This window comes from Paenibacillus radicis (ex Gao et al. 2016), assembly GCF_014641555.1.
GTDB lineage: Bacteria > Bacillota > Bacilli > Paenibacillales > Paenibacillaceae > Pristimantibacillus > Pristimantibacillus radicis.
Map to the genome: position 1 here is coordinate 17835 of NZ_BMHY01000014.1, position 20875 is coordinate 38709.

21 protein-coding genes are annotated in these 20875 nt (G+C 50.9%); all 21 read right to left on the minus strand.

Translation table 11 applies throughout. From position 1 onward, the window contains the following. Positions 1-4: 4 nt before the first annotated feature. The 21 genes from IEX98_RS24280 to IEX98_RS24380 all read right to left on the minus strand — a co-directional run bounded on the left by IEX98_RS24280 (position 5) and on the right by IEX98_RS24380 (position 20843). Positions 5-1243, minus strand: coding sequence for a Ger(x)C family spore germination protein (locus IEX98_RS24280; RefSeq protein WP_188892289.1), 1239 nt, complete (start codon positions 1241-1243; stop codon positions 5-7). Further along, positions 1240-2853: a spore germination protein gene (locus tag IEX98_RS24285; protein WP_188892290.1), complete on the minus strand. Its 1614-nt coding sequence runs from the start codon at positions 2851-2853 to the stop codon at positions 1240-1242. The genes IEX98_RS24280 and IEX98_RS24285 overlap by 4 nt, the downstream gene beginning before the upstream one ends. A 210-nt stretch (positions 2854-3063) precedes the next feature. Continuing rightward, on the minus strand, positions 3064-5286 hold the full coding sequence (locus IEX98_RS24290) for a methyl-accepting chemotaxis protein (RefSeq protein ID WP_188892291.1): 2223 nt from the start codon (positions 5284-5286) through the stop codon (positions 3064-3066). 248 nt (positions 5287-5534) lie between these two features. Continuing rightward, positions 5535-6320 (minus strand): tyrosine-protein phosphatase, encoded by a 786-nt coding sequence (locus IEX98_RS24295; protein WP_188892292.1) that lies wholly within the window; start codon positions 6318-6320, stop codon positions 5535-5537. A gap of 154 nt (positions 6321-6474) precedes the next feature. Next, positions 6475-6873, minus strand: a complete 399-nt coding sequence (locus IEX98_RS24300; protein WP_188892293.1) for a F0F1 ATP synthase subunit epsilon — start codon at positions 6871-6873, stop codon at positions 6475-6477. Positions 6874-6897: 24 nt separating this feature from the next. Then, entirely contained in the window at positions 6898-8301 is a 1404-nt protein-coding gene (gene atpD / locus IEX98_RS24305) for a F0F1 ATP synthase subunit beta (protein WP_188892294.1), read from the minus strand. A gap of 83 nt (positions 8302-8384) precedes the next feature. Next, positions 8385-9245 (minus strand): ATP synthase F1 subunit gamma, encoded by an 861-nt coding sequence (atpG, locus tag IEX98_RS24310; protein WP_188892295.1) that lies wholly within the window; start codon positions 9243-9245, stop codon positions 8385-8387. 114 nt (positions 9246-9359) lie between these two features. Continuing rightward, a complete protein-coding gene (gene atpA / locus IEX98_RS24315) occupies positions 9360-10877 on the minus strand; it encodes a F0F1 ATP synthase subunit alpha (protein WP_188892296.1) in 1518 nt (505 codons plus the stop codon). Between the two features lie 15 nt (positions 10878-10892). After that, positions 10893-11429, minus strand: coding sequence for a F0F1 ATP synthase subunit delta (locus tag IEX98_RS24320; RefSeq protein ID WP_188892297.1), 537 nt, complete (start codon positions 11427-11429; stop codon positions 10893-10895). Beyond that, complete coding sequence (gene atpF, locus IEX98_RS24325; protein WP_188892298.1) at positions 11426-11908, minus strand: F0F1 ATP synthase subunit B; 483 nt, start codon at positions 11906-11908, stop codon at positions 11426-11428. Before atpF ends, IEX98_RS24320 begins: the two co-directional genes overlap by 4 nt. An 89-nt stretch (positions 11909-11997) precedes the next feature. Continuing rightward, positions 11998-12213: a F0F1 ATP synthase subunit C gene (gene atpE / locus IEX98_RS24330; RefSeq protein WP_042170229.1), complete on the minus strand. Its 216-nt coding sequence runs from the start codon at positions 12211-12213 to the stop codon at positions 11998-12000. Between the two features lie 90 nt (positions 12214-12303). Further along, on the minus strand, positions 12304-13062 hold the full coding sequence (gene atpB / locus IEX98_RS24335) for a F0F1 ATP synthase subunit A (RefSeq protein WP_188892299.1): 759 nt from the start codon (positions 13060-13062) through the stop codon (positions 12304-12306). Between the two features lie 21 nt (positions 13063-13083). After that, entirely contained in the window at positions 13084-13452 is a 369-nt protein-coding gene (locus IEX98_RS24340; protein ID WP_188892300.1) for an ATP synthase subunit I, read from the minus strand. After that, on the minus strand, positions 13445-13678 hold the full coding sequence (locus IEX98_RS24345) for an AtpZ/AtpI family protein (protein WP_042170289.1): 234 nt from the start codon (positions 13676-13678) through the stop codon (positions 13445-13447). The genes IEX98_RS24340 and IEX98_RS24345 overlap by 8 nt, the downstream gene beginning before the upstream one ends. Positions 13679-13866: 188 nt before the next feature. Beyond that, positions 13867-15015 carry a non-hydrolyzing UDP-N-acetylglucosamine 2-epimerase gene (gene wecB / locus IEX98_RS24350; protein WP_308421826.1) on the minus strand — a complete coding sequence of 383 codons (1149 nt, stop codon included), beginning with the start codon at positions 15013-15015 and terminating at the stop codon, positions 13867-13869. 38 nt (positions 15016-15053) lie between these two features. Next, on the minus strand, positions 15054-15683 hold the full coding sequence (upp, locus tag IEX98_RS24355) for a uracil phosphoribosyltransferase (protein ID WP_188892301.1): 630 nt from the start codon (positions 15681-15683) through the stop codon (positions 15054-15056). A 111-nt stretch (positions 15684-15794) separates the two neighbouring features. Continuing rightward, a complete protein-coding gene (locus IEX98_RS24360) occupies positions 15795-16811 on the minus strand; it encodes a hypothetical protein (RefSeq protein WP_188892302.1) in 1017 nt (338 codons plus the stop codon). 198 nt (positions 16812-17009) lie between these two features. Further along, complete coding sequence (locus IEX98_RS24365) at positions 17010-17972, minus strand: ABC transporter ATP-binding protein (RefSeq protein ID WP_188892303.1); 963 nt, start codon at positions 17970-17972, stop codon at positions 17010-17012. Continuing rightward, a complete protein-coding gene (locus IEX98_RS24370; RefSeq protein WP_188892304.1) occupies positions 17969-18973 on the minus strand; it encodes an ABC transporter ATP-binding protein in 1005 nt (334 codons plus the stop codon). The genes IEX98_RS24365 and IEX98_RS24370 overlap by 4 nt, the downstream gene beginning before the upstream one ends. 12 nt (positions 18974-18985) lie before the next feature. After that, complete coding sequence (locus IEX98_RS24375) at positions 18986-19909, minus strand: ABC transporter permease (protein WP_188892305.1); 924 nt, start codon at positions 19907-19909, stop codon at positions 18986-18988. Positions 19910-19913: 4 nt separating this feature from the next. Further along, positions 19914-20843 (minus strand): ABC transporter permease, encoded by a 930-nt coding sequence (locus IEX98_RS24380; protein ID WP_188892306.1) that lies wholly within the window; start codon positions 20841-20843, stop codon positions 19914-19916. Between the last annotated feature and the right edge of the window lie 32 nt (positions 20844-20875).

Sequence of the window (20875 nt, forward strand, 5' to 3'; positions counted from 1 at the left end):
CTCCTTACTTTACAATTGAATTTCCTCGAACACCTGTGTCCTTTATTCTTGTCTTGATCTTCAGCTCATGCTGAACCTTCGGATAGACAACATCCCACTCCTTATCTATACGTCTCCATAGAGCAGGCTTCTGCATGTAGATCAACCTGCCCCAGCCGAACGTATCGAGCTGCATCTTTTTCTGCAGCTTCACGATGACAGCTTCAATTTCCCCTTCGATGGACTGGTCAATCAGCTTGCCGATCTCCTTCAGCATCTCTTCCTCATCCACGGGAAGATCCGAACACATGACCTCCTTCACGCTTCCTTCCGGCTTGATGCCGATCTGAATGACAGGAATCCCGTCCTTCGGCTTGACCGCCGACATATTGACCTTAGAGCCGCTGATCTCCACCATGAAATAGCCCTCTGAATTTGGACATGCTGCTTTTACCACGGTGCTCTTTACCCTTCCAAGCATCCACGACAAACCTCTCGATTCTTTCGCTGTCAGAAAGCCCTTCAGATGTCCTTCCTTCAATACGGCCATCGTGCTTAGCTCCGGCTGAACGGTTGGATGTATTCGCTTCAGATTTTGCTCGTCGTTGCCCGCTGCCTCATCACCCTCCAGCGTAATAGAAGGAATTGCGACCTGCTGTTTTTTCTGCAAAGCCATACGGGTAATTTCCTGCACCCTGACCAAATATTCCTGCCCTAGCGCATGCTCATTAATTTCCAGCGTATCGTACATTTGATTAGCCGGAATCGCATCGATTTGCGTAGTCGTCTGAAGCAGTTGCTCCGCCGTCGTGTTTCTTGCGATCATAACGGCAATATCCCCCCTGATATCGGGATTGCGCTCAATTAGATCAAGAAGCGGAAAGACCCCTTTACGAGCGGCTTGCTCGCCGATGATGAGCAGCCTGGTATGTGAGAAAAACAGTCTTCTCGACGTTTTGCGGGTCATCTTGCGGATGGCTTCAAACATCGTATCTCCCGTCTCCGTAAAGGTCGTGACGGCCATCCCTTCCGAAGCAAGCTTATTGCCGGCCGCTGCATTTTGAGCCAGCACTGTCTGCATGGTCACTCGCAATTGCTGCTTGCCCGTCGGATCGCTGTCAACGCCTACAGCCATGACGACACCCAGACGATCCAGATAGCGCAGATCCCAGCAGCCGCTTAACACAGACACAATAAGCAGCAATATAGCCAGGGTCGCCGCTATACGCTTCTTATTTCCTGCCCATCTTATAGAACCTGTCATTGCACCGGCTCCTGTCCCTCAAGCTCCTTCGTGTCCATATCCGCGCGCACCAGATTATCCACAGCAATAGCCTGGGGACGCTCCCGCATCATCCACATCGGAGCCCGCAGAAGCGTGTCCTTCCAGTCCTTCCGGAACATCGGCGAGAACGGCTTCATGTACGGCATACCTAAGGAACGCAAATTGCTGAGATGCAGCAGCAGGAGTAGCAGCACAATTGAAATACCGTAGAAACCAAGCGTAGACGCAGCAATCAGCAGCAAGAAACGCAGCAAGCGAGCCGCAATCCCCAGATTATAGGTCGGCGAGACGAAGCTGGTAATGGCCGTAAACGCAACAACGATAACGACGGGCGGCGAGACGATACCCGCTTCCACGACGGATTGTCCGATTACCATACCGCCTACAATCGAGATGGCATTGCCTACGATGGTCGGCATTCGCACAACGGCCTCGCGCAATATTTCAAAGACGAGCTCCATAATGAATGCTTCCAAGTAGACGGGAAAAGGGACCCCTTCCCGCTGCGCCACCAGCTTCAGCAGCAGCGGCGTCGGAATCATCTCCTGGTGGTAGCCGACGACGGCTACGTAGACCGAGGGCATAACTAAAGCCAATACATATGAGAAGAATCGGAGCAGACGTAAAAAAGTCGCGACGTCAAACCGCTGATAATAATCCTCCGCTGCTTGAAAAAACATATTCAACTCCGTAGGGACAATCAGAACAAAGGGTGTCCCGTCCACCAGAATGGCAATACGGCCTTCCAGCAGATTAGAGGCGATCACATCGGGGCGTTCATTGTTCAGTATTGTCGGAAAAGGGGTCCACTTCTGATCGGCAATCAGCTCTTCGATATAGCTGCTCTCTAATATGCCGTCAATATCGATAGCATCGAGCCGATCACGCAAATCCTGCAGCGTATCCTCACTCGCTAAGCCCTTCATATACATAATGCAGACCGGTGTCTGTGTCTCCCGGCCAATCGTCTTTTGCTCCATCCACAGCTTCGGACTTCTAATCTTCCGTCTGATCAGGGCTGTATTGACGCGTAAGGCTTCAACAAATCCTTCCCGGGGTCCGCGGATTGCCGTTTCGGTCTTCGGCTCTTCCACTGCACGTCTTTCGCCGCCTACACAGGAAGACGCAAGCGCGGTATTGCAGCCATCTAGCAGAATTAGTGCATTTCCGAGGAATAAACCTTCGAACAGCTTCTTCCAATCTTTCGCTTCTTCCACTCGGCCAGCAGCCACGATTTTATTTTTCAATTCATCCTGTACTCGCGATGGATCGTCTGGGCCCGCCTGGAAGGGAACGGACTGCATCGGCTGAATGATCGATTCATTCATTCGGAATTCATCGACTAAACCTTGCACATAAATGATGGCGACTTTAATGAAGCCGCCCTCTCCTTCCAATGCTAACTCGCGGACGACGATGTCATTGCTGTTGCCCATCTCGGATTGCAGCAGCTTAATATTGTCAGCAAGCACGGGCAACAATGGCTCTTGCTCGTACTCACCTAATTGGTTTTGTTGGAGCTCTTTCTCCCTATCCTCTTGTTTCTTCGTTTTTTTCCGGCCTCGGCTGAGCATATAATCACTGAACATCTTCTCGCTCCCTCCTGCCGCGCGCCCGTTTAATACCAATTAGGATATCTATTTCTTGGAATAATATGCGTCTCAAGAGATTTGGGCTCATGCAGGGATAGAAAGGCAAGCATAGAAAAAGACTGTTTCCCGGGCAAATACATCTACCCGAGAGACAGCCTCTCCGCCTTGCGATATTCGTACTATACACCTGACAATTGAGGTGAAAAATTAACGATGACGTGATTCCGTAAGCTTGAATTGACCAACAAGCTGCTGGAGAAATCTCGTAATCGATTCTACGCTCTCAGACGTCTGGCGAACATTCGCCATTTCACCGATCAATGCTTGTACCCTGCCCTCTACATTGGAGGATACTTTGCGATTCGACATACTAATAACCGCGATTTTCTCCATTAGCTGCACCACTTCATCAACAACCTGTGTCTTGCGGTCATCCTCGCTTTGCGCCGACTGCAGTGTGCTGGCAGCTGCGGCAACCAATTGCGTGCCTTCCTCGACGACTTGAGTTCCTTCGTCCATCGAGGTATAGGCTTGCTTCGCTTCCTCATAGATTTGGTGCGTAATGCCGTGCACCTCCTCCGTCGATTTGCGGGTCAGATCCGCCAGCTTTCGGATTTCTGCAGCTACGACCGCAAAGCCTCGGCCCTGCTCGCCAACCCTTGCCGCTTCAATGGAAGCATTAAGCGCAAGGAGATTCGTCTGTGCTGAAATCTCCTCGATGACTTGAAGCACGCTGCGGATTTCATCCACCGTATGCATGAAGCGGCGAATCGTATCATTCGTATCGCCAACCTTCGATGAGATATGCTGCATTTTCTCACCAATCCGGTCTACCTCCGATTGGGCTACCGCAATTTGCTCCGCGGCCTGAAATTCCAGCGCGCGCAGCGTATCTCTCATCGCATCTGCGGCTTCCTTCGCCATGTCGATGTCCTTCAGCTGCAATCGAATGCTGCCGATCATTTCACCAACCTGACCGCTTACCCGCTCTGTCGATTTGGCGGTTACCGCCGCCGATTCATTCATGACATGCTGACTGGACAATACATCCGATGCCGCAAGCTTTACCTGCAGCATAATGCCCTCCAGAGAATCGATCATATTGTTGATCCATTTCGCCAGCTCCCGAGACTCGTCATTGTCGAATTCGGTTAGCTTCAACCGCTGTGTCAAATCGCCCTTTCCTTCCGCATTGATACGGATAAAACGATTAATTCGGCTCAAATGCCCGACTACGCGATTCGATTCTTTACGCTGCAGCGTCCCTGTTAGGATTAGGCCGAATAGAAGCACAAATCCGCCGGCAGCGGCACCCGTTACCCAAGGGGAAGTCTGGCCAGCAAGCAAGCCCACGAGAACAACCGTCAACACCGCTTGCAGGACAAGCAGCCGCTGCAGGATCTTGCGCTGGCGCCACTCGATACTGCGAATGCGGTACACTTCCTCCAAATCGCCTTCGCACATCATTCCCCATCCATCGGGACAATGCGGAAGCTGGAACGTTACGCCTTTGCCGATTACGGGGATATGTCGATAATCGGAATACCCTGGAAATTCAACGAATAAGTTGCTGCCATTGCGAATGGTATTCGTGACGCCCGGATGAAGCTCCCCTGTAGCAGGGTCGGTAAAAATAATTTCAAGCTCCGTATGCTCCTTAATCGATACGATGCCCCAGTCCGTCGTAACGCCGTCTTTTAAATTCTCGCCGTGCGTAAACGTACGGTCCTCGAAGCGGCTTCGCGACAAGGCGGTACCAAGCGCAATATGGCTGTTCAGCTGAGGCTTCGCCATGAACAAGTAGTTGTCGCCGGAATCCGGGTACACATGGCCCGATTCCCTTTGAATCAAATCACCCAAAACGTCGTTCGGCACCCGTCCGCAGACTGCACCCCGATATTCGCCGGCAACGATAAGCGGCTGCAGAAACAACAGCGTCATTTTATCGTGGAAGGAAGATGTTCTTGGTCCCAGCTCCAGTGTGATCGGATCGCCGAAAGGACCATACAGGCAAGGCATCGGCTGACCGCTGCTGTGAATATACTGCAAGCCTGGAAACAGAATTGTACCTGCGCCATAACCGGCTCCCTGGTGTTTCTCATATGTAGAATAGATGACTTCGTTGGCCGTGTTCAAAATGAAGAGTTCGGTGAAATCCATTCCTCTCAAATACGTTCTCTCCAGTAAGCGTGAGGTTGCTTGCCGTTGTACGTCTGTGATCGCATCGCTGTCTGACGGCATATGCGACCCAAGCTGTTCGGCCAGCTTCTCCATATGTCCCCAATATTCACTAGCCCAGGACATTAGCAGCTCTTTACGGGTGTCCGCAATCCCCTCAAATATCTGTTCTACGTCGTCTTTCATTTTGCTGTTAAGCCGCCATGAAATCCATAGAGGCAGCCCTTTCTTCGCGCCCAACCAGTCAAACATGCGCATCCCCCACATCCTGTGTCGTTCTATCTCATGTCAACTATAGTAACATAAATATAGTTCTTATCACATCCATTGCAGGGCATTTTTGATAATTTATTCATGTATAAAGTACTATGAACATAAAAAAATCAATCAAACATGAATAGAAACATGTTAAATTGATTGATTTTGTCATAATTATGATTTTTAAACTCATTATTCTTCTAACATATTACATTGCTAATTATCTTACTTGTAATGAAAGATCACTTACGGAATAAAGCACGGAACGAGCTCCAGCCCTTCAGGCGGCGCTCTGACTGACGAATCGCGGTCATACCGACCTCTTTATTATGCAAAAGCAGCTCGGCATTGCGCGCATAGGCTGCGGCTGTGCTTGCGCCAAGCACCTCTTCGGTTTTCTCAAACGCTTCCCGCATTCTAAAACCGCGCCAGGACAGATGATGGGCATCAGATGCAATAAAATGAATGAGGCCATGGCGGCAAAGCTCCCATGAAGTGCGTTCGATCTCCCTTCCGAAGCCTCCCAGCAAGGAATGACTCGTCACTTGTGCGTATGCGCCTAGCTCAATCAGTCCCGCCAGACGTTCGGGGTGCTTCAGCACTTCGGCATTCCGTTCCGGATGCGCAATGATAGGCTTGATACCTGCTAGGCAAAGCTCATAGACGATATGCTCCATCACATTGGGCATACGGGAATGCGGCATTTCCAGAAGCATGTAGGATGTATTCGCTAATGAAAGCAGATTTCCCTCATCCAAGTGGGCAAGGAGCTCTTCATGGATATGTATCTCTTGGCCCGCATGGACCATTAGAGGTATCTCTTGCTTGTTCAATCGGTCATTAAGCTCAGTAACTAGCGCTAATACCTGCTCGGCATCGTTTTTATATTTCCGGTCGTAATGATGAGGCGTTGCAATAATATCGGTAATGCCTTCAGCAACAGCGGCACGGGCAAGCATCAATGAATCGGCCCAGTCGGCGGCGCCGTCATCGATCCCCGGCAATATGTGCGAATGTATATCGATCATTGGAGCGGCACCTCTCTTCGCGTTCAATTTCCTCACACTCCATTGTGGGATACGGCGACGATGCTGTCAAACACCCTGAGCCTCAATTTTGAGCCTGAAATGAAAAACACCGCCCAAGCTCAGTAATAGAGACTTGAACGGTGCTTATTGTAATTTAACGCTCGGTAACGTTGATCCGGTTCATCGCGCGCTGCAGAGCAAGCTCTGCCCGGCGATAATCGATTTCGTCGCGCTTTGCAGCCAGACGCTGCTGGGCACGCTCTTTCGCGGATTGCGCACGGCTTACATCGATATTTGTCGCGAGCTCAGCACTCTCGGCAAGAATAACGATTTTGTCCTTACGGACTTCAATAAAGCCGCCGCTTGCCGCGATAACGTCCACTTTGTTATCACGTTTAATGACGATCGGAGCAATACGCAGCGCCGTAACAAGCGGAATGTGGTTCGGCAAAATGCCAAGCTCGCCTTCCACGCCCGTCACGCTAACCATGTTAGCCGTTTCTGCGTACACTTTGCGTTCCGGTGTTACGATTTCTACCAAAAACGTACTCATGTGGATTCCTCCCGCCTTTCGCTATTACAGCGTTTTGGCTTTCTCCACGGCTTCTTCAATCGTACCTACATACCGGAAAGCTTCTTCCGGAAGGTCGTCATGTTTGCCCTCGAGAATTTCTTTGAAGCTGCGTACGGATTCTTTAACCGGCACGTATTTGCCTGCAAGGCCTGTGAAAGGCTCGGCAACGTGGAACGGTTGCGACAAGAACAGTTGAATGCGGCGTGCGCGGCCAACAGTCAGTTTGTCTTCTTCGCTCAGCTCGTCCATACCCAGGATCGCGATAATATCTTGAAGCTCTTTGTAGCGTTGCAGGATTTGCTTAACGCCTTGAGCAACGTTGTAGTGTTCTTGACCGAGAATGTCGGCGCTCAGAATACGGGACGACGATGCGAGCGGATCAACCGCTGGGAAGATACCCATCTCGGAAATTTTACGTTCCAAGTTTGTCGTTGCGTCCAAGTGAGCAAACGTTGTAGCAGGAGCCGGGTCCGTATAGTCATCGGCAGGTACATAGATCGCTTGGATCGAAGTAACCGAGCCTTTTTTCGTCGACGTGATCCGCTCTTGCAATTGACCCATTTCAGTTGCCAGTGTTGGCTGGTAACCTACCGCGGATGGCATACGGCCAAGAAGGGCCGAAACCTCAGAGCCCGCTTGCGTGAAGCGGAAGATGTTGTCGACGAACAGCAATACGTCTTTGCCTTCCGTATCACGGAAGTACTCAGCCATTGTCAGACCTGTCAGTGCAACGCGTTGACGCGCGCCTGGAGGCTCGTTCATTTGTCCGAATACCATCGCTGTTTTGCTCAGTACGCCGGAATCTTTCATCTCGTGGTAAAGGTCATTACCTTCACGAGTACGCTCGCCTACGCCGGCGAATACGGAAATACCGCCGTGCTCTTGAGCGATGTTATTGATAAGCTCTTGAATCGTTACCGTTTTACCTACGCCAGCGCCGCCGAACAGGCCGATTTTACCGCCTTTTGCGTAAGGAGCAAGCAAGTCGATAACTTTAATGCCAGTTTCGAGAATTTCCGATTGTGTGGACAATTCGTCGAATGCTGGAGCTTCGCGGTGAATAGGAAGATTAACTTCCGATTTCACGTCGCCCACTTGGTCAATTGGCTCGCCCAAAACGTTGAATACACGGCCCAATGTTGGTGCGCCAACTGGAATCGTAATAGGTGCGCCTGTGTCAATTGCGGTCATGCCGCGTACAAGACCATCAGTTGTGCTCATTGCAACAGCACGAACCATGTTGTCTCCCAGATGAAGAGCTACTTCAAGCGTCAGATCGATTGGAACTCCGCCTGCTTCGCCCTTCTCCTTGATTTTGACAGCGTTCAAAATTTCCGGCAGGTTGCCGCGTTCGAACTCTAAATCGACGACCGGACCCATGACGGATACAACGCGTCCTTTTTTCATGGTTTTCCCTCCTGGTTCCTCATGTTCTGCGAAAACCATACCGCCCTCTCTAGACGCAAAAGCGGTATGGCGCAGCATTAGTCTTACGATTGTGCATTAGCCCCCGCAACGATCTCGGAAATTTCCTGGGTAATCGCTGCTTGACGAGCTCGGTTATAAGTCAGCGTCAGCTGGTTAATCATTTTGTTAGCATTTTTCGTCGCGCTGCCCATTGCAGTCATCCGCGCGCCGAACTCACTCGCTTTGCCGTCCAGTACCGCGCTGTAAATAAGCGTCTCCGCATATTTCGGCAGCAGCACTTCCAGTACGCCCTCCGGTGAAGGCTCGTACTCGTAAGAGGATACAGCCGTATTGCTGCTGACTTCATCAAGCGGCAGCAAGCGGGTCTCTGTCGGAATTTGAGTGATCGCGTTCACGAATTGGTTATAGAACAAGTACAATTCATCATACGTGCCTTCCGTGAAATTCTTCACAGCGGAGTAAGCAACTGATTTAATATCAGCGAACGTAGGTGAATCGGACAAACCGATAACGTCTTCCGTGATTGGCATATTGCGGCGGCGGAAATAATCCGCGCCTTTACGACCGATAACGAACAACGTGTATTCGTCTGTCGATTTATGCTTCTCGCGAATCGTTTGCGTAACTTTGCGTAAAATGTTGGAGTTGTAGCCGCCTGCGAGGCCGCGGTCCGACGTAATAACGAGATAACCCGTTTTCTTGACCGGACGCGTCTCCAGCATTGGATGTTTCGCATCCTTCGAGCCGGCCGCAATGCTAGCTACCACTTCTTTCAGCTTATCCGCGTAAGGACGGGATGCTACTGCTGCTTCCTGAGCTTTTCTCAGCTTGGATGCGGCAACCATCTCCATCGCTTTCGTGATTTGCTTCATGCTTTGTTTACTCTTAATTTCGCGTTTAATCTCGCGCATGCCTTTAGCCATTTCATTTCACCCGCCTTTGATGCCCGGTCCGCGCTTCGCGCGATGCACAGGGCCTGGTGTTGAGCATGGAACCTACGCCCGTACAATGCAGGACGGGCGTCAGGCGATTCTCATTTAAGCTTCTGTTACGGAGAAGCTTTTCTTGAATTTATTCAATGCCTCGATGAATGCTTTCTCAGTGTCTGCATCCATTTCTTTTTTCGTGCGAATCGATTCGCCGATTTCGGAATGGTTGGAGTCGAGGAACGCGTGGAATTCTTTCTCGAAGCGCAGAATGTCAACAACCGGAATTTCATCCAGATGGCCTCTAACTGCAGCATAGATCGAGATAACTTGCTTCTCAACCGGCATCGGCTGGTTAGCACCTTGTTTCAGAATTTCCATCGTGCGAGCGCCGCGGTTCAGACGGGCTTGCGTAGATTTATCAAGATCAGAGCCGAACTGCGAGAACGCTTGAAGCTCGCGGTATGCCGCAAGGTCCAGACGGAGCGTACCGGCAACCTTTTTCATTGCTTTAATTTGAGCGGAGCCGCCTACACGGGATACCGAGATACCTACGTTTACTGCCGGACGTTGGCCGGAGTTGAACAGGTCGGCTTCCAGGAAGATCTGACCGTCCGTAATCGAGATTACGTTTGTTGGAATGTAAGCTGATACGTCGGATGCTTGCGTCTCGATGAAAGGCAGAGCCGTCAAGGAACCGCCGCCCAGCGCGTCGCTCAGCTTAGCTGCGCGTTCCAGCAGACGGGAGTGAATGTAGAATACGTCGCCCGGATAAGCTTCCCGGCCCGGAGGACGTTTCAGCAGCAAGGACAATTCGCGGTATGCTGCCGCTTGTTTCGTCAAGTCATCATAAATAACGAGAACGTGCTCGCCTTTATACATGAAGTATTCGCCCATCGAGCAACCAGCATAAGGAGCCAGGTACAAGAGCGGAGCCGGATCAGAAGCGCCAGCTGTTACAATGATTGTGTAATCAAGCGCGCCGTGTTTGCGAAGCGTTTCAACAACGCCTGCAACCGTGGATTGTTTTTGGCCGATAGCGACGTAAATACATTTCACGCCGTTGCCTTTTTGGTTGATGATCGCATCGATTGCGATCGTCGTTTTACCCGTTTGACGGTCACCGATGATAAGCTCACGTTGGCCGCGGCCTACTGGTACCATCGCATCGATTGCTTTGATCCCTGTTTGCATTGGCTCATGAACCGATTTACGGTCGATAACGCCTGGTGCAGGCGATTCAATCGGACGAGTATGTTTCGTGTTGATTGGACCTTTGCCGTCAAGCGGTTGGCCCAGCGGGTTAACAACGCGGCCCAGCAGCTCTTCGCCAACTGGTACGTCCAAGATGCGTCCCGTACGTTTAACTTGGTCGCCTTCTTTAATATCCTTGTAAGGCCCGAGGATAACGACACCCACGTTGCTTTCTTCCAAGTTAAGCGCCATACCCACAACACCGTTAGCGAATTCGAGCAGTTCGCCTTGCATCGCATTCTCCAAACCGTGAACGCGGGCGATACCGTCACCGACAGTAATTACGGTACCGACGTCGACGACTTGAATGTCGGATTTATATTGTTCGATCTGTTGTTTAATCAGCGTGCTGATTTCATCAGGTCTGATACTCAATTCGTTCACCCCTATCTACTTAAACGATTTTTGTAAACGATCCAGCTTGCCGGACAAGCTTCCGTCGTACAGACGGTCGCCGATGCGTACTTGTACGCCACCGAGCAAAGCAGGCTCTACAATTTGCTGAGCAATAATTTTTTTGCCGGTTACTTGACTGAAATGAGTCACAACGTCCGCGAATTCCGTTACGGACAGCTGAGTAGCGGCATATATCGTTGCATGGGCTTGACCAAGAACCTCGCCCGCAATTTTAGTGAATGCTTCATAGACTTCCGCAATAACATCCTGACGTCCGCGAACGACTAGCAATTCAAGCGTATTCAATACAAGATTGGATACGTTGTCGCCAAATGTCGATTTCAGAACCGAAATTTTGTTTGCCGGATCGATGCTTGGGAAGGAAAGAAACTTCACGACTTCTTCGTTTTGTGCCAGCGTATCGACGATCAGCTTCAGCTGATCTTCAACCTCTGCTGCGATGCCATTCTGCTGAGCGAGCTCGAACAATGCTTTAGCGTAGCGCTTCGCTACGACTGTGTCCCGGCTCATTTGCTTCCTACTTCTTTCAGGTATTGATTAACCAACTGCTCCTGAGATTTTTCGTCGATTTGCTTCTCGATGATTTTCGATGCGATTTTAACCGAGATACCGCCAACTTCTGTACGAAGCGCAGCGATTGCTTTGTTTTTCTCGCTTTCGATATCTTTCAAAGCATCATCTTTCAGACGAGTCGCTTCCGTTTTCGCCGTTTGAACGATGTCGTCAGCTTGTTTCGTGCTTGTTGTTCTTGCTTGCTCGATGATGTCGTAAGCGTCCTTGCGAGCTTGATCAAGCGCCGCCTTTTGCTCAGCCATATTCGCTTCAGCCTGTTTGCGGCTGGATTCTGCCGTATTCATTTGCTCCAGCACCAGTTGTCTGCGCTGCTCCATAATGCTGAACAATGGTCCGAACGCGTACTTGCTCAACAACCAGTACAAAATCCCGAACGCAACCATTGCGATTACTGTAGATTCCCAATGCCAACCCATTGTTGCCACTCCTTCCTCACCACAGAATTGTCTAAATCATAACGAAGGCGAAGAGGGCTAGGCCTTCCCCGCCAGTCGCGAATGTTCAATTAAGCGCTGAAGAACGCCAAGAAGCCGATAACTACGCCGATGATAGGTACTACTTCGACGATACCTACACCAATAAACATTGTTGTTTGAAGCTTGCTTTGCAGTTCTGGTTGACGCGCGATGCCCTCAACTGTTTTACTAACGATCAGACCGTTACCTACGCCAGCGCCAACTGCGCCCAAACCTACTGCTAATGCTGCTGCCAATACTTCCATTGTGAAAATCCTCCTCGAAAAATATCGTTTTTTTTGGAATTTCTATAACCAACCCGAACCTTTTAAAGGAGCTCAGGTGTCAAACGTGTATTAATGATGTTCCGCTTCGTCATGAATAGCTGCTTGCGAGATGTATACCATGGTAAGCATGGTGAACAAGAACGCTTGAATCGCACCTACGAATAAACTGAAGCCTTGCCAAGCGATCAGGAACGGCGTACCGTACCAGCCAATCATCAAGATCGTACTGATCAGAACCTCACCTGCGAAAATATTCGCGTACAACCGCAATGCCAGCGTTACCGGCTTGGAGATCGTCTCGATTAAGTTAATCGGGAAGAAGATCGGATACGGTTGGAAGTAGTGCTTCAGATAATGCTTTTTGTTCTGTTTCAGACCGAGGAAATGTACGATTACGAAAACGATAACCGCCAGACCCGCCGTTACTGAAATATCCGCTGTCGGGGATTTCCACCAAGCGAGCGCAACGTGACCATGCTCCAGCATCTCTTTCGTAATGCCCAGGCTCTCAATCTCGTGATGGGGTTCCGTCACGATACCGAAAGGAAGACCAAGCAAGTTGGAGATAAAAATGAACATAATGAGCGTTAAGCCGAGCGACATGAAAGGCTTCACCCGATTAAGCGGCATTGCGCTACCGATAAGGTTGTGCACGAAATCGACAGCCCACTCAAGAAAGTTCTGCATCTTCGACGGGTTGTCCACCGACAAATTCCGAACCGCCAATCTAGCAACAACAAACGTTACGATCACCGAAACCAGAAGCGCAATCCACGTAGCTACGTCAATCTGAAGCGGCCCAAGTTGCCATATGGGAAAATCATGCATGTAAAATTTTCACCCCTTTCGCTAAGATTGTCGTTTGTTGATGAAATAAGCTGCTGCTAATAGTATAAACGGTACCACCATACAACCGATTAACGCGGCCGGCATGTTGAACTTCTCCGGTAAACGGTAAGCAATCATCGCGACAAGCAGCACCGTCGCAATCCGGCTACCGAGCCCGAGGCCCGATTTGCTTGGCCCCATACCTGCGGCTCCAAGCGCGACTCTTTGTACACGTTTCCGTAATAAAAACGCATTCAAGGAACTGCCTGCCAACCCCAGTAAAAGACCGAGAATGACCGTGCGCCATCCGGGAACCAAAGCCCAAACTACCAGACAACCCGCAGTTATAAGAAGGACCGCCCGCACTGCTGTGTTAACTATTTTATCCATCGGCTTCCTCCATAACCTTCTTAACGAGCAGAATGGCTGAGAGTATACCGACAGCCAGACCGACCAGGATGCCCCCGACCGTCCAACCCTTCTCGTCGCCAAGCCGGCGTCCGAGTGAAGATCCGATCCAGTAGCCTAAAAAGATACATACAGCGACTTGCAAACCGAGTGCGCCAACCATTCCGGCAGCGAACAACGGATTGTCCCTTCTGCTCTTTTTATTCATGATCATACCCCTGTCAATCCTCATATATTTTATCGAAGCGGCGCAAGGTTTGTCAATTGATATAACTGCGAATATTCTATGAAAAAACCGCCAAAAGCCTTGATAAATAAAGACTTTCCTGCGGGCAAAACCATACAGTACCACTGTATGCTGTACATTGCGCCTTCATCCGGCTTTAACCATGTTATTTATGAACGTTGTGTGAACGGCTCAGGACGCTCGACATTTTTCCCAAAATGATACAAAATCGCCTGTACAATGCGCGCGGATGCTTGTCCGTCGCCGTATGGATTAGCCGCATGGCTCATCCGTTCGTACAGCGCACCGTCGTTCAGCAGCGCCTTCGCCCGGCTGTATACGTTCTCTTCGTCCGTACCGACAAGCTCAAGCGTTCCCGCCTCAATGCCTTCTGGACGCTCCGTCGTGTCCCGGAGCACCAGCGTCGGCACGCCAAAGGATGGTGCTTCTTCCTGCATACCGCCGGAATCGGTCATAATCATATAAGCATGAGGATAAAAGTTATGGAATTCAAAAACATCAAGCGGTTCGATCAACTGGATACGAGGGTGATTGCCGAGTATTTCATTGGCTGGCTCCCGTACTGCCGGATTTGGATGAACGGCATAGACAATCGCGACATCCTCATGCTCGTCGGCAATTCGTTTAACCGCTCTGAAAATGTTGCGGTGAGGCTCGCCCAGCGCTTCGCGTCGATGCGCCGTCATGAGAATCATCCGCTTGCCCTTTGCCCATTCAATGACCGGATGCGAGAACGACGGATCAACCGTGTATTGAAATACGTCAGTTGCCGTGTTGCCGGTCACATAAATGGTAGATTCGGACTTATTCTCCTTGCGCAAGTTGTTCGCCGACCATTCCGTCGGGGCAAAATGCACGTCAGACAGCACGCCTGCAAGCTGGCGGTTCATCTCCTCCGGGTAAGGCGACAGCTTGTTCCACGTCCGCAGTCCTGCTTCTACATGACCGACCTGAATTTGCTTCAGGAAGGAGGCGTAGCTGGCCAAGAAAGTCGTCTGCGTATCGCCGTGCACGAGCACGATATCCGGCTTGGCTTCCGTCAGAACAGGATCAAGCCCCTCCAGCACGCGTACGGTCGTCTCCGTCAGCGTCTGGCGGTCCTTCATCACGTTCAAGTCGTAATCAGGCTGAATTTCGAAAAATTCCAGCACCTGGTCCAAAATCTGGCGATGCTGCGCCGTGACGCAGACGATGGACTCGATCTGGTCCGCATGCTTGTTCAATTCGAGCACAAGCGGTGCCATTTTAACCGCCTCCGGACGCGTTCCGAAGATCGTCATTACTTTCAGTTTAGACAAAACGATTCACTCCTAGTATCAGTTGTCGCTGCCGCGCGCTAATTAGTTCCGAATATACGGTCGCCGGCGTCGCCGAGGCCCGGTACAATATAGCCTTTTTCATTCAGTTTCTCGTCCAGCGCGGCCAAATAAATGTCCACATCCGGGTGGGCTTCCTGAACGGCTTTGACGCCTTCCGGAGCAGCAATCAGACACATCAGCTTAATTTGATCGCAATCGCGTTTCTTCAAGGCGTTAATCGCTGCAATCGCAGAGCCGCCTGTAGCCAGCATCGGATCAATAACTATAAGCTGTCTATTGGGAGCATCGGTAGGCAGGTTGATGTAGTATTCGGAAGGCTGAAGCGTCTCATGATCGCGGAACAAGCCGATATGCCCGACTTTGGCAGCCGGTACAAGCTTCAGAATGCCTTCAACCATGCCAAGTCCTGCGCGAAGAATCGGCACAAGCCCGATCATGCGGCCGGATACGACCTTGGCTTCCGTCTCTGCCACTGGAGTCTGTACTTTTATGGTAGCCAAAGGAATGTCTCTCGTAATTTCATATGCCATTAGGGTAGCGACTTCGTCGACCAATTCGCGGAAGTCTTTCGTGTTCGTTTCTTTGTTCCGAATGAAAGTCAGCTTGTGCTGAATCAACGGATGGTCGCAGATGACCAATTTGTTCATGAAGCTTAATTCCTCCTGTAAATACATCTATTTTCTTTTTTCTTTTTCGGGCACAATCCCGTTTATTATATCACTGTAGCCATTGCCTTGCATCCTGAGATTTCACCGGCGCTAGCTGCTGCTGCAGCCTCCACCGCCGCAGGAAGATCCGCCATCGCTTCCGCCGCCGTCTCCTCCAGAATGATCGGAGCCGGATGGATCAGAGCCGGAGCCGCAAACCGGCGGAACAAACGCTCCGCTGTCATTCGCCTGGCGTTGTTCCTCTGTCTGGCCCATATCCATTTGCCGGCTGAATTCGCTGTCACTGGAAGTGCCAATTGAATTCATAATGAGAAGTCCAGCCAACAACCCTGTGCCGCTAAGCATCGGATCATATCCGCCTTGCCAAGCAGGCACACTGGCTGTTCCGCGGCCTGCGCCCTGAAGCTGGGACTTGGCGCGGTGAATTAAATAATCAGCCGTTTCTCCCAAATCTGCATAATGGCTAATCGCTTTGGCATTAAACCACTTCTCCCGCAGCTCAGCGGCCTCAAGCTCAGCAAGTGGCTTCAGCCGGCTCTCGGGCATTTTCGTCCGATAGAAATTGCCCCACAGGCGGCCGCTGGCAGGCGCTTGCGTGAACAGTTCACCATAAACCCAATCGAACCAGGCCCGCTCGTCTTGCTCTGGTGCATCACTCGGACCGTGGGGAGCATGATGAATCATCATGCCGCAAAGCTTGCTGCAGAACTCTTCATATTCTCGTGTAAACATCAGCATTTCATGCCAGACCGCATCCACTTTCCCGCTGTACATCGTAACGCCTTTCATGACCGCGCACATGAGAAAATAGCGCTTCAGCTCAAACCACGTCCAGTTCCATTCCTCATCGCTCATGTCCGGCGCTTCCTTCAGCACGCGATCCTTGACCCGGCTCTCGAGATCAAGCCCCAGCGCAGTCTCCAGCCTTTCGGCGGCAGAACGGACAGGATGCCCCACTGGCACGCCAAGCGCGGCCGGCGGTTCTTCGATCGGCCAGCGAAACGGTCTCATCAATGTGGAACGGCCTTTGCCTTTAGCAGAACCTCGCCCAAGCAACACAATTACAAAGATCGCGATGCACAATACAAAAATCCAAATCGGCGTCATGAATTACCTCCTGAACGTCATTCCATTTTATTGGAAGATGATTGGCTATATTTTATCATAACGCCGCTCGTTCATGCCGTAATAAGCCGAATTTAGCCCGCCTGACACTGTTTTTCGTTCGGTCAAAGCAAAAAGCCTTGCAGACCGTTTCCATCCCGAAACGGTCTGCAAGGCTGATTGTACTAAGTTATCAAGCGATTATACTTCCGCGTAATGGCAAGAGGCAAAATGGCCTTTGCGGATTTCCAATAGCGCCGGCTCAACGGTCTTGCATTTCTCCGTCGCAATCGGACAGCGCGTGTGGAATTGACAGCCGCTTGGCGGGTTGATCGGGCTCGGCAAATCACCTGCCAGCACGATGCGTTCCCGGCTTTCTTCGACCTCAGGATCGGGAATCGGAATCGCTGACAACAGCGCTCGTGTATACGGATGCGCTGGACGCGAATACAAATCGCCGCTCTCAGCAAACTCAACGATTTTGCCCAAGTACATCACGGCTACCCGGTCGCTGATATGCTTAACCATCGACAAGTCATGAGCAATAAACAGGTAAGTCAGACCCATTTTGCGCTGCAAATCCTGCAGCAGGTTGACGACCTGTGCCTGAATGGAAACGTCGAGTGCGGAGATCGGCTCATCCGCAATGATAAACTTCGGATCGACCGCCAGCGCGCGGGCAATTCCGATACGCTGACGCTGGCCGCCGGAGAACTCATGCGGATAGCGCGTCGCATGATCCGGGTTCAGGCCGACGAGATCAAGCAGCCCTTCTACCTTGCGTTTCCGCTCGGTGCGGCTGCCAGCCAGGTTGTGAATGTCAAGCGCCTCTCCGATGACATCGGTAATCGTCATACGGGGATTCAGCGATGCGTACGGATCTTGGAAGATCATCTGCATGTCGCGGCGCAATGCTTTCAGCTTTGCGCCTTTCATTTTATAGATATCTTCGCCTTGGAACGTCACGCCGCCGCTTGTCGGCTCGTACAGCCGGAGAATTGTACGGCCAGCCGTCGACTTTCCGCAGCCGGACTCGCCAACAACGCCAACCGTCTCGCCTTTATGAATCGAGAAATCGATATCGTTAACCGCCTTGAGAATGTTGCCGCCCCCAAGGTTGAAAAACTTCCGCAAGTGATTGACCTGAACTAGAGGTTCACTCATACCGGCACCTCCTCGGCTTTTGTCGCATACGGATGAGCCATCCAGCAAGCCGATTTATGCGATTCATTGCCGTCAACAGCAAGAAGCTCAGGATCATTATCCACACATACCTTCATTGCTTCGTCACAACGAGCGCAGAAGCTGCAGCCCTTCGGAGGCTTGATTAAATCCGGCGGCATACCGTAGATCGGAATAAGCGGCTCGTCCTTCTTCTGATCCAGACGCGGAACGGAGCGCAGTAATCCTTTCGTATACGGATGCTTCGGATTTTTGAAAATTTCCCATTTCGTACCTGTCTCAACTACCTTGCCGGCATACATAACGATAACGCGGTCACATACATCCGCAACGACACCAAGGTCATGGGTAATCAGAATGATCGAAGTGCCCATACGCTGCTGCAAGTCTTTCATCACGCGCAAGATTTGCGCCTGAATCGTTACGTCCAGCGCCGTTGTCGGCTCATCGGCGATGAGCAGTGACGGATTGCAGGCCAAAGCGATAGCGATCATCGCACGCTGGCGCATACCCCCTGAGAACTCATGCGGGTATTGGCTAAACCGGGCTTCCGGGTTCGGAATACCAACAAGCTTCAGCATTTCAATCGCACGGGCACGCGCTGCCGCAGCACTGACGCCTTGATGCTTCACGAGCCCTTCCGTAATTTGACGCCCGATCGTCAGCGTCGGGTTAAGCGAGGTCATCGGATCCTGGAAAATCATCCCCATATCCTTGCCGCGGATATCCTCCATCTGCTTCGGCGTCTTCTTCAAAATATCTTGACCATTGAACAGAATCGAGCCTGTTGTTACAGCAGGCGGCGAAGGCACGAGGCGCATGAGCGATTGCGCGGTTACGGACTTGCCGCAGCCGGATTCACCGACGATGCCTACTGCTTCGCCTTTATTTACATGAAAGTTGACGCCGCGTACCGCTTGCACGGTACCGCCTCGAACTTTGAAATTTACTCGCAGATCATTGACTTCAAGCAAACGCTCCATCTGTCGCACCTCCTACTTTTTCATTTTCGGATCAAGCGCGTCACGCAATCCGTCTCCGAAAATATTAAAGCAAAGCATCGTTAAACTAATCAGGACCGCAGGGAAAATCATCCGCCAAGGATAGATCGTCATGGCTTTCAATGCGTCATTGATCAGTGTTCCGAGCGACGCGGCAGGGGACTGCACGCCAAGTCCGAGGAAGCTGAGGAAAGCTTCGGCGAAAATTGCGCTTGGCACCGTCATCGTAATCGTGACGATAATCGCGCCGATCGCGTTCGGAACAAGATGCTTAAACATAATCCGCGCAGGACTCGCGCCAAGCGAACGCGCGGCCAATACATATTCCTGATTTTTGAGCTGCATAATTTGTCCGCGGACAATCCACGCCATATTGATCCATCCAGTAATACTAAGCGCCAAGATGATCGTGAACATGCTAGGCTCCAAAACGACAATAAGCAATATAACGACGAGCAAGCTCGGAATGGAATACAATATTTCGCAAAAACGGTTGAGTACTTCGTCGACTTTACCGCCGTAGTAGCCCATAATACCGCCGATAATAACGCCGACGAACAAATCGACCAATGCCGCGTAAATGCCGACCTGCAGTGAAATTCCCGCACCCATCCAGGTACGCGAGAACATATCCCGTCCCAGAGCGTCAGTACCAAACCAGTGGTCAGAGGACGGCTTCTGATTTGTTGCCGACAGATCATTCGTGGAATAATCATGAGGCGAAATCCATTGGCCGATAATGGCCATAACGACGATAAGGAAAAGAATAACAAGGCTGACCATCGCCATTTTATTGGAACGCAGCCGGAACCAAGCGTCCTTCCATGCCGAAATACTTTCGCGAACGACTGTTTCCGGCACTTTCTCTTCTCTGCTAAGCTTTGCGAAATCTTCTCTTTGCAATGAATGCTCCGACATCGGGTCAGCCTCCTTTCCTGCTTAATTTAATCCGCGGGTCAACGAGGCCGTACGCAATATCGGTCAAGAAGCGCGCAAGCATCAGAATAACCGCATAGAAGAGCGTCACGCCCATGATCAGCGTGTAGTCGCGGTTGGTAATGCTGTTGACGAAGCTTTTGCCCAAGCCGCCGATCCCGAAAATCTGCTCGATAATAACCGAACCGGTAATAATGTTGGCTGTCATCGGACCTACGTAAGTGACAACTGGCAAAATCGCATTGCGCAGTGCATGCCGAATGAGGATAATACGTCCGGACAAGCCTTTTGCTCTAGCCGTCTTAATATAGTCGGCCGTCAGCACCTCCAGCATGCTGGAGCGCGTAAGCCGTGCAATGAAGGCTGCGGGCAGGAATGACAATGCGACAACCGGCAAGATAAAGTCGGTCGGATCGTTCAGACCCGCTACGCTAAGCCAGCCGAGCTTTACGCCAAAAATATACTGGAGACCTGCGGCAACGACGAAATTTGGAATCGATACACCCAGCACAGCGATAAAAATCGTGAAGGCGTCGAGAAATTTTCGATGGTTAAGCGCAGCGATCAGACCCAAAACGATGCCTGCGGCAATCGCTAGAATAATCGCGAAAATGCCCAGCTGCAACGAATAAATAAAGCCGTTCTTAATCACGTCGACAACCGACGTATATTGCTGTTTCATAGACAAGCCAAGATCAAAGTGAAGCAAATTGTTCATGTAATGCAAATATTGAACGCCGAGCGGATCATTCAAACCGTATTGCTCGTTAAGCCTCTCTTGAATGGCCGGAGGCACGTTTTTCTCGGATTGAAAAGGATTTCCCGGTATCGCTTTCATCAGGAAAAAAGTAGCGGAAGCCAGCACGAAAATCGAAATTAACATAAACAGCAGCTTCTGAAGGACATAGCGAACCACTCGTCGTGGCACCTCCTTGGTAATGAGCATCT

Bases quoted from the DNA above. Each gene is read 5' to 3' on its own strand.
- IEX98_RS24280 (WP_188892289.1), bottom strand. From the start codon at position 1,243: ATGACAGGTTCTATAAGATGGGCAGGAAATAAGAAGCGTATAGCGGCG.
- IEX98_RS24285 (WP_188892290.1), bottom strand. From the start codon at position 2,853: ATGTTCAGTGATTATATGCTCAGCCGAGGCCGGAAAAAAACGAAGAAA.
- IEX98_RS24290 (WP_188892291.1), bottom strand. From the start codon at position 5,286: ATGTTTGACTGGTTGGGCGCGAAGAAAGGGCTGCCTCTATGGATTTCA.
- IEX98_RS24295 (WP_188892292.1), bottom strand. From the start codon at position 6,320: ATGATCGATATACATTCGCACATATTGCCGGGGATCGATGACGGCGCC.
- IEX98_RS24300 (WP_188892293.1), bottom strand. From the start codon at position 6,873: ATGAGTACGTTTTTGGTAGAAATCGTAACACCGGAACGCAAAGTGTAC.
- atpD (WP_188892294.1), bottom strand. From the start codon at position 8,301: ATGAAAAAAGGACGCGTTGTATCCGTCATGGGTCCGGTCGTCGATTTA.
- atpG (WP_188892295.1), bottom strand. From the start codon at position 9,245: ATGGCTAAAGGCATGCGCGAGATTAAACGCGAAATTAAGAGTAAACAA.
- IEX98_RS24320 (WP_188892297.1), bottom strand. From the start codon at position 11,429: ATGAGCCGGGACACAGTCGTAGCGAAGCGCTACGCTAAAGCATTGTTC.
- atpF (WP_188892298.1), bottom strand. From the start codon at position 11,908: ATGGGTTGGCATTGGGAATCTACAGTAATCGCAATGGTTGCGTTCGGG.
- atpE (WP_042170229.1), bottom strand. From the start codon at position 12,213: ATGGAAGTATTGGCAGCAGCATTAGCAGTAGGTTTGGGCGCAGTTGGC.
- atpB (WP_188892299.1), bottom strand. From the start codon at position 13,062: ATGCATGATTTTCCCATATGGCAACTTGGGCCGCTTCAGATTGACGTA.
- IEX98_RS24340 (WP_188892300.1), bottom strand. From the start codon at position 13,452: ATGGATAAAATAGTTAACACAGCAGTGCGGGCGGTCCTTCTTATAACT.
- IEX98_RS24345 (WP_042170289.1), bottom strand. From the start codon at position 13,678: ATGAATAAAAAGAGCAGAAGGGACAATCCGTTGTTCGCTGCCGGAATG.
- upp (WP_188892301.1), bottom strand. From the start codon at position 15,683: ATGAACAAATTGGTCATCTGCGACCATCCGTTGATTCAGCACAAGCTG.
- IEX98_RS24360 (WP_188892302.1), bottom strand. From the start codon at position 16,811: ATGACGCCGATTTGGATTTTTGTATTGTGCATCGCGATCTTTGTAATT.
- IEX98_RS24365 (WP_188892303.1), bottom strand. From the start codon at position 17,972: ATGAGTGAACCTCTAGTTCAGGTCAATCACTTGCGGAAGTTTTTCAAC.
- IEX98_RS24370 (WP_188892304.1), bottom strand. From the start codon at position 18,973: ATGGAGCGTTTGCTTGAAGTCAATGATCTGCGAGTAAATTTCAAAGTT.
- IEX98_RS24375 (WP_188892305.1), bottom strand. From the start codon at position 19,909: ATGTCGGAGCATTCATTGCAAAGAGAAGATTTCGCAAAGCTTAGCAGA.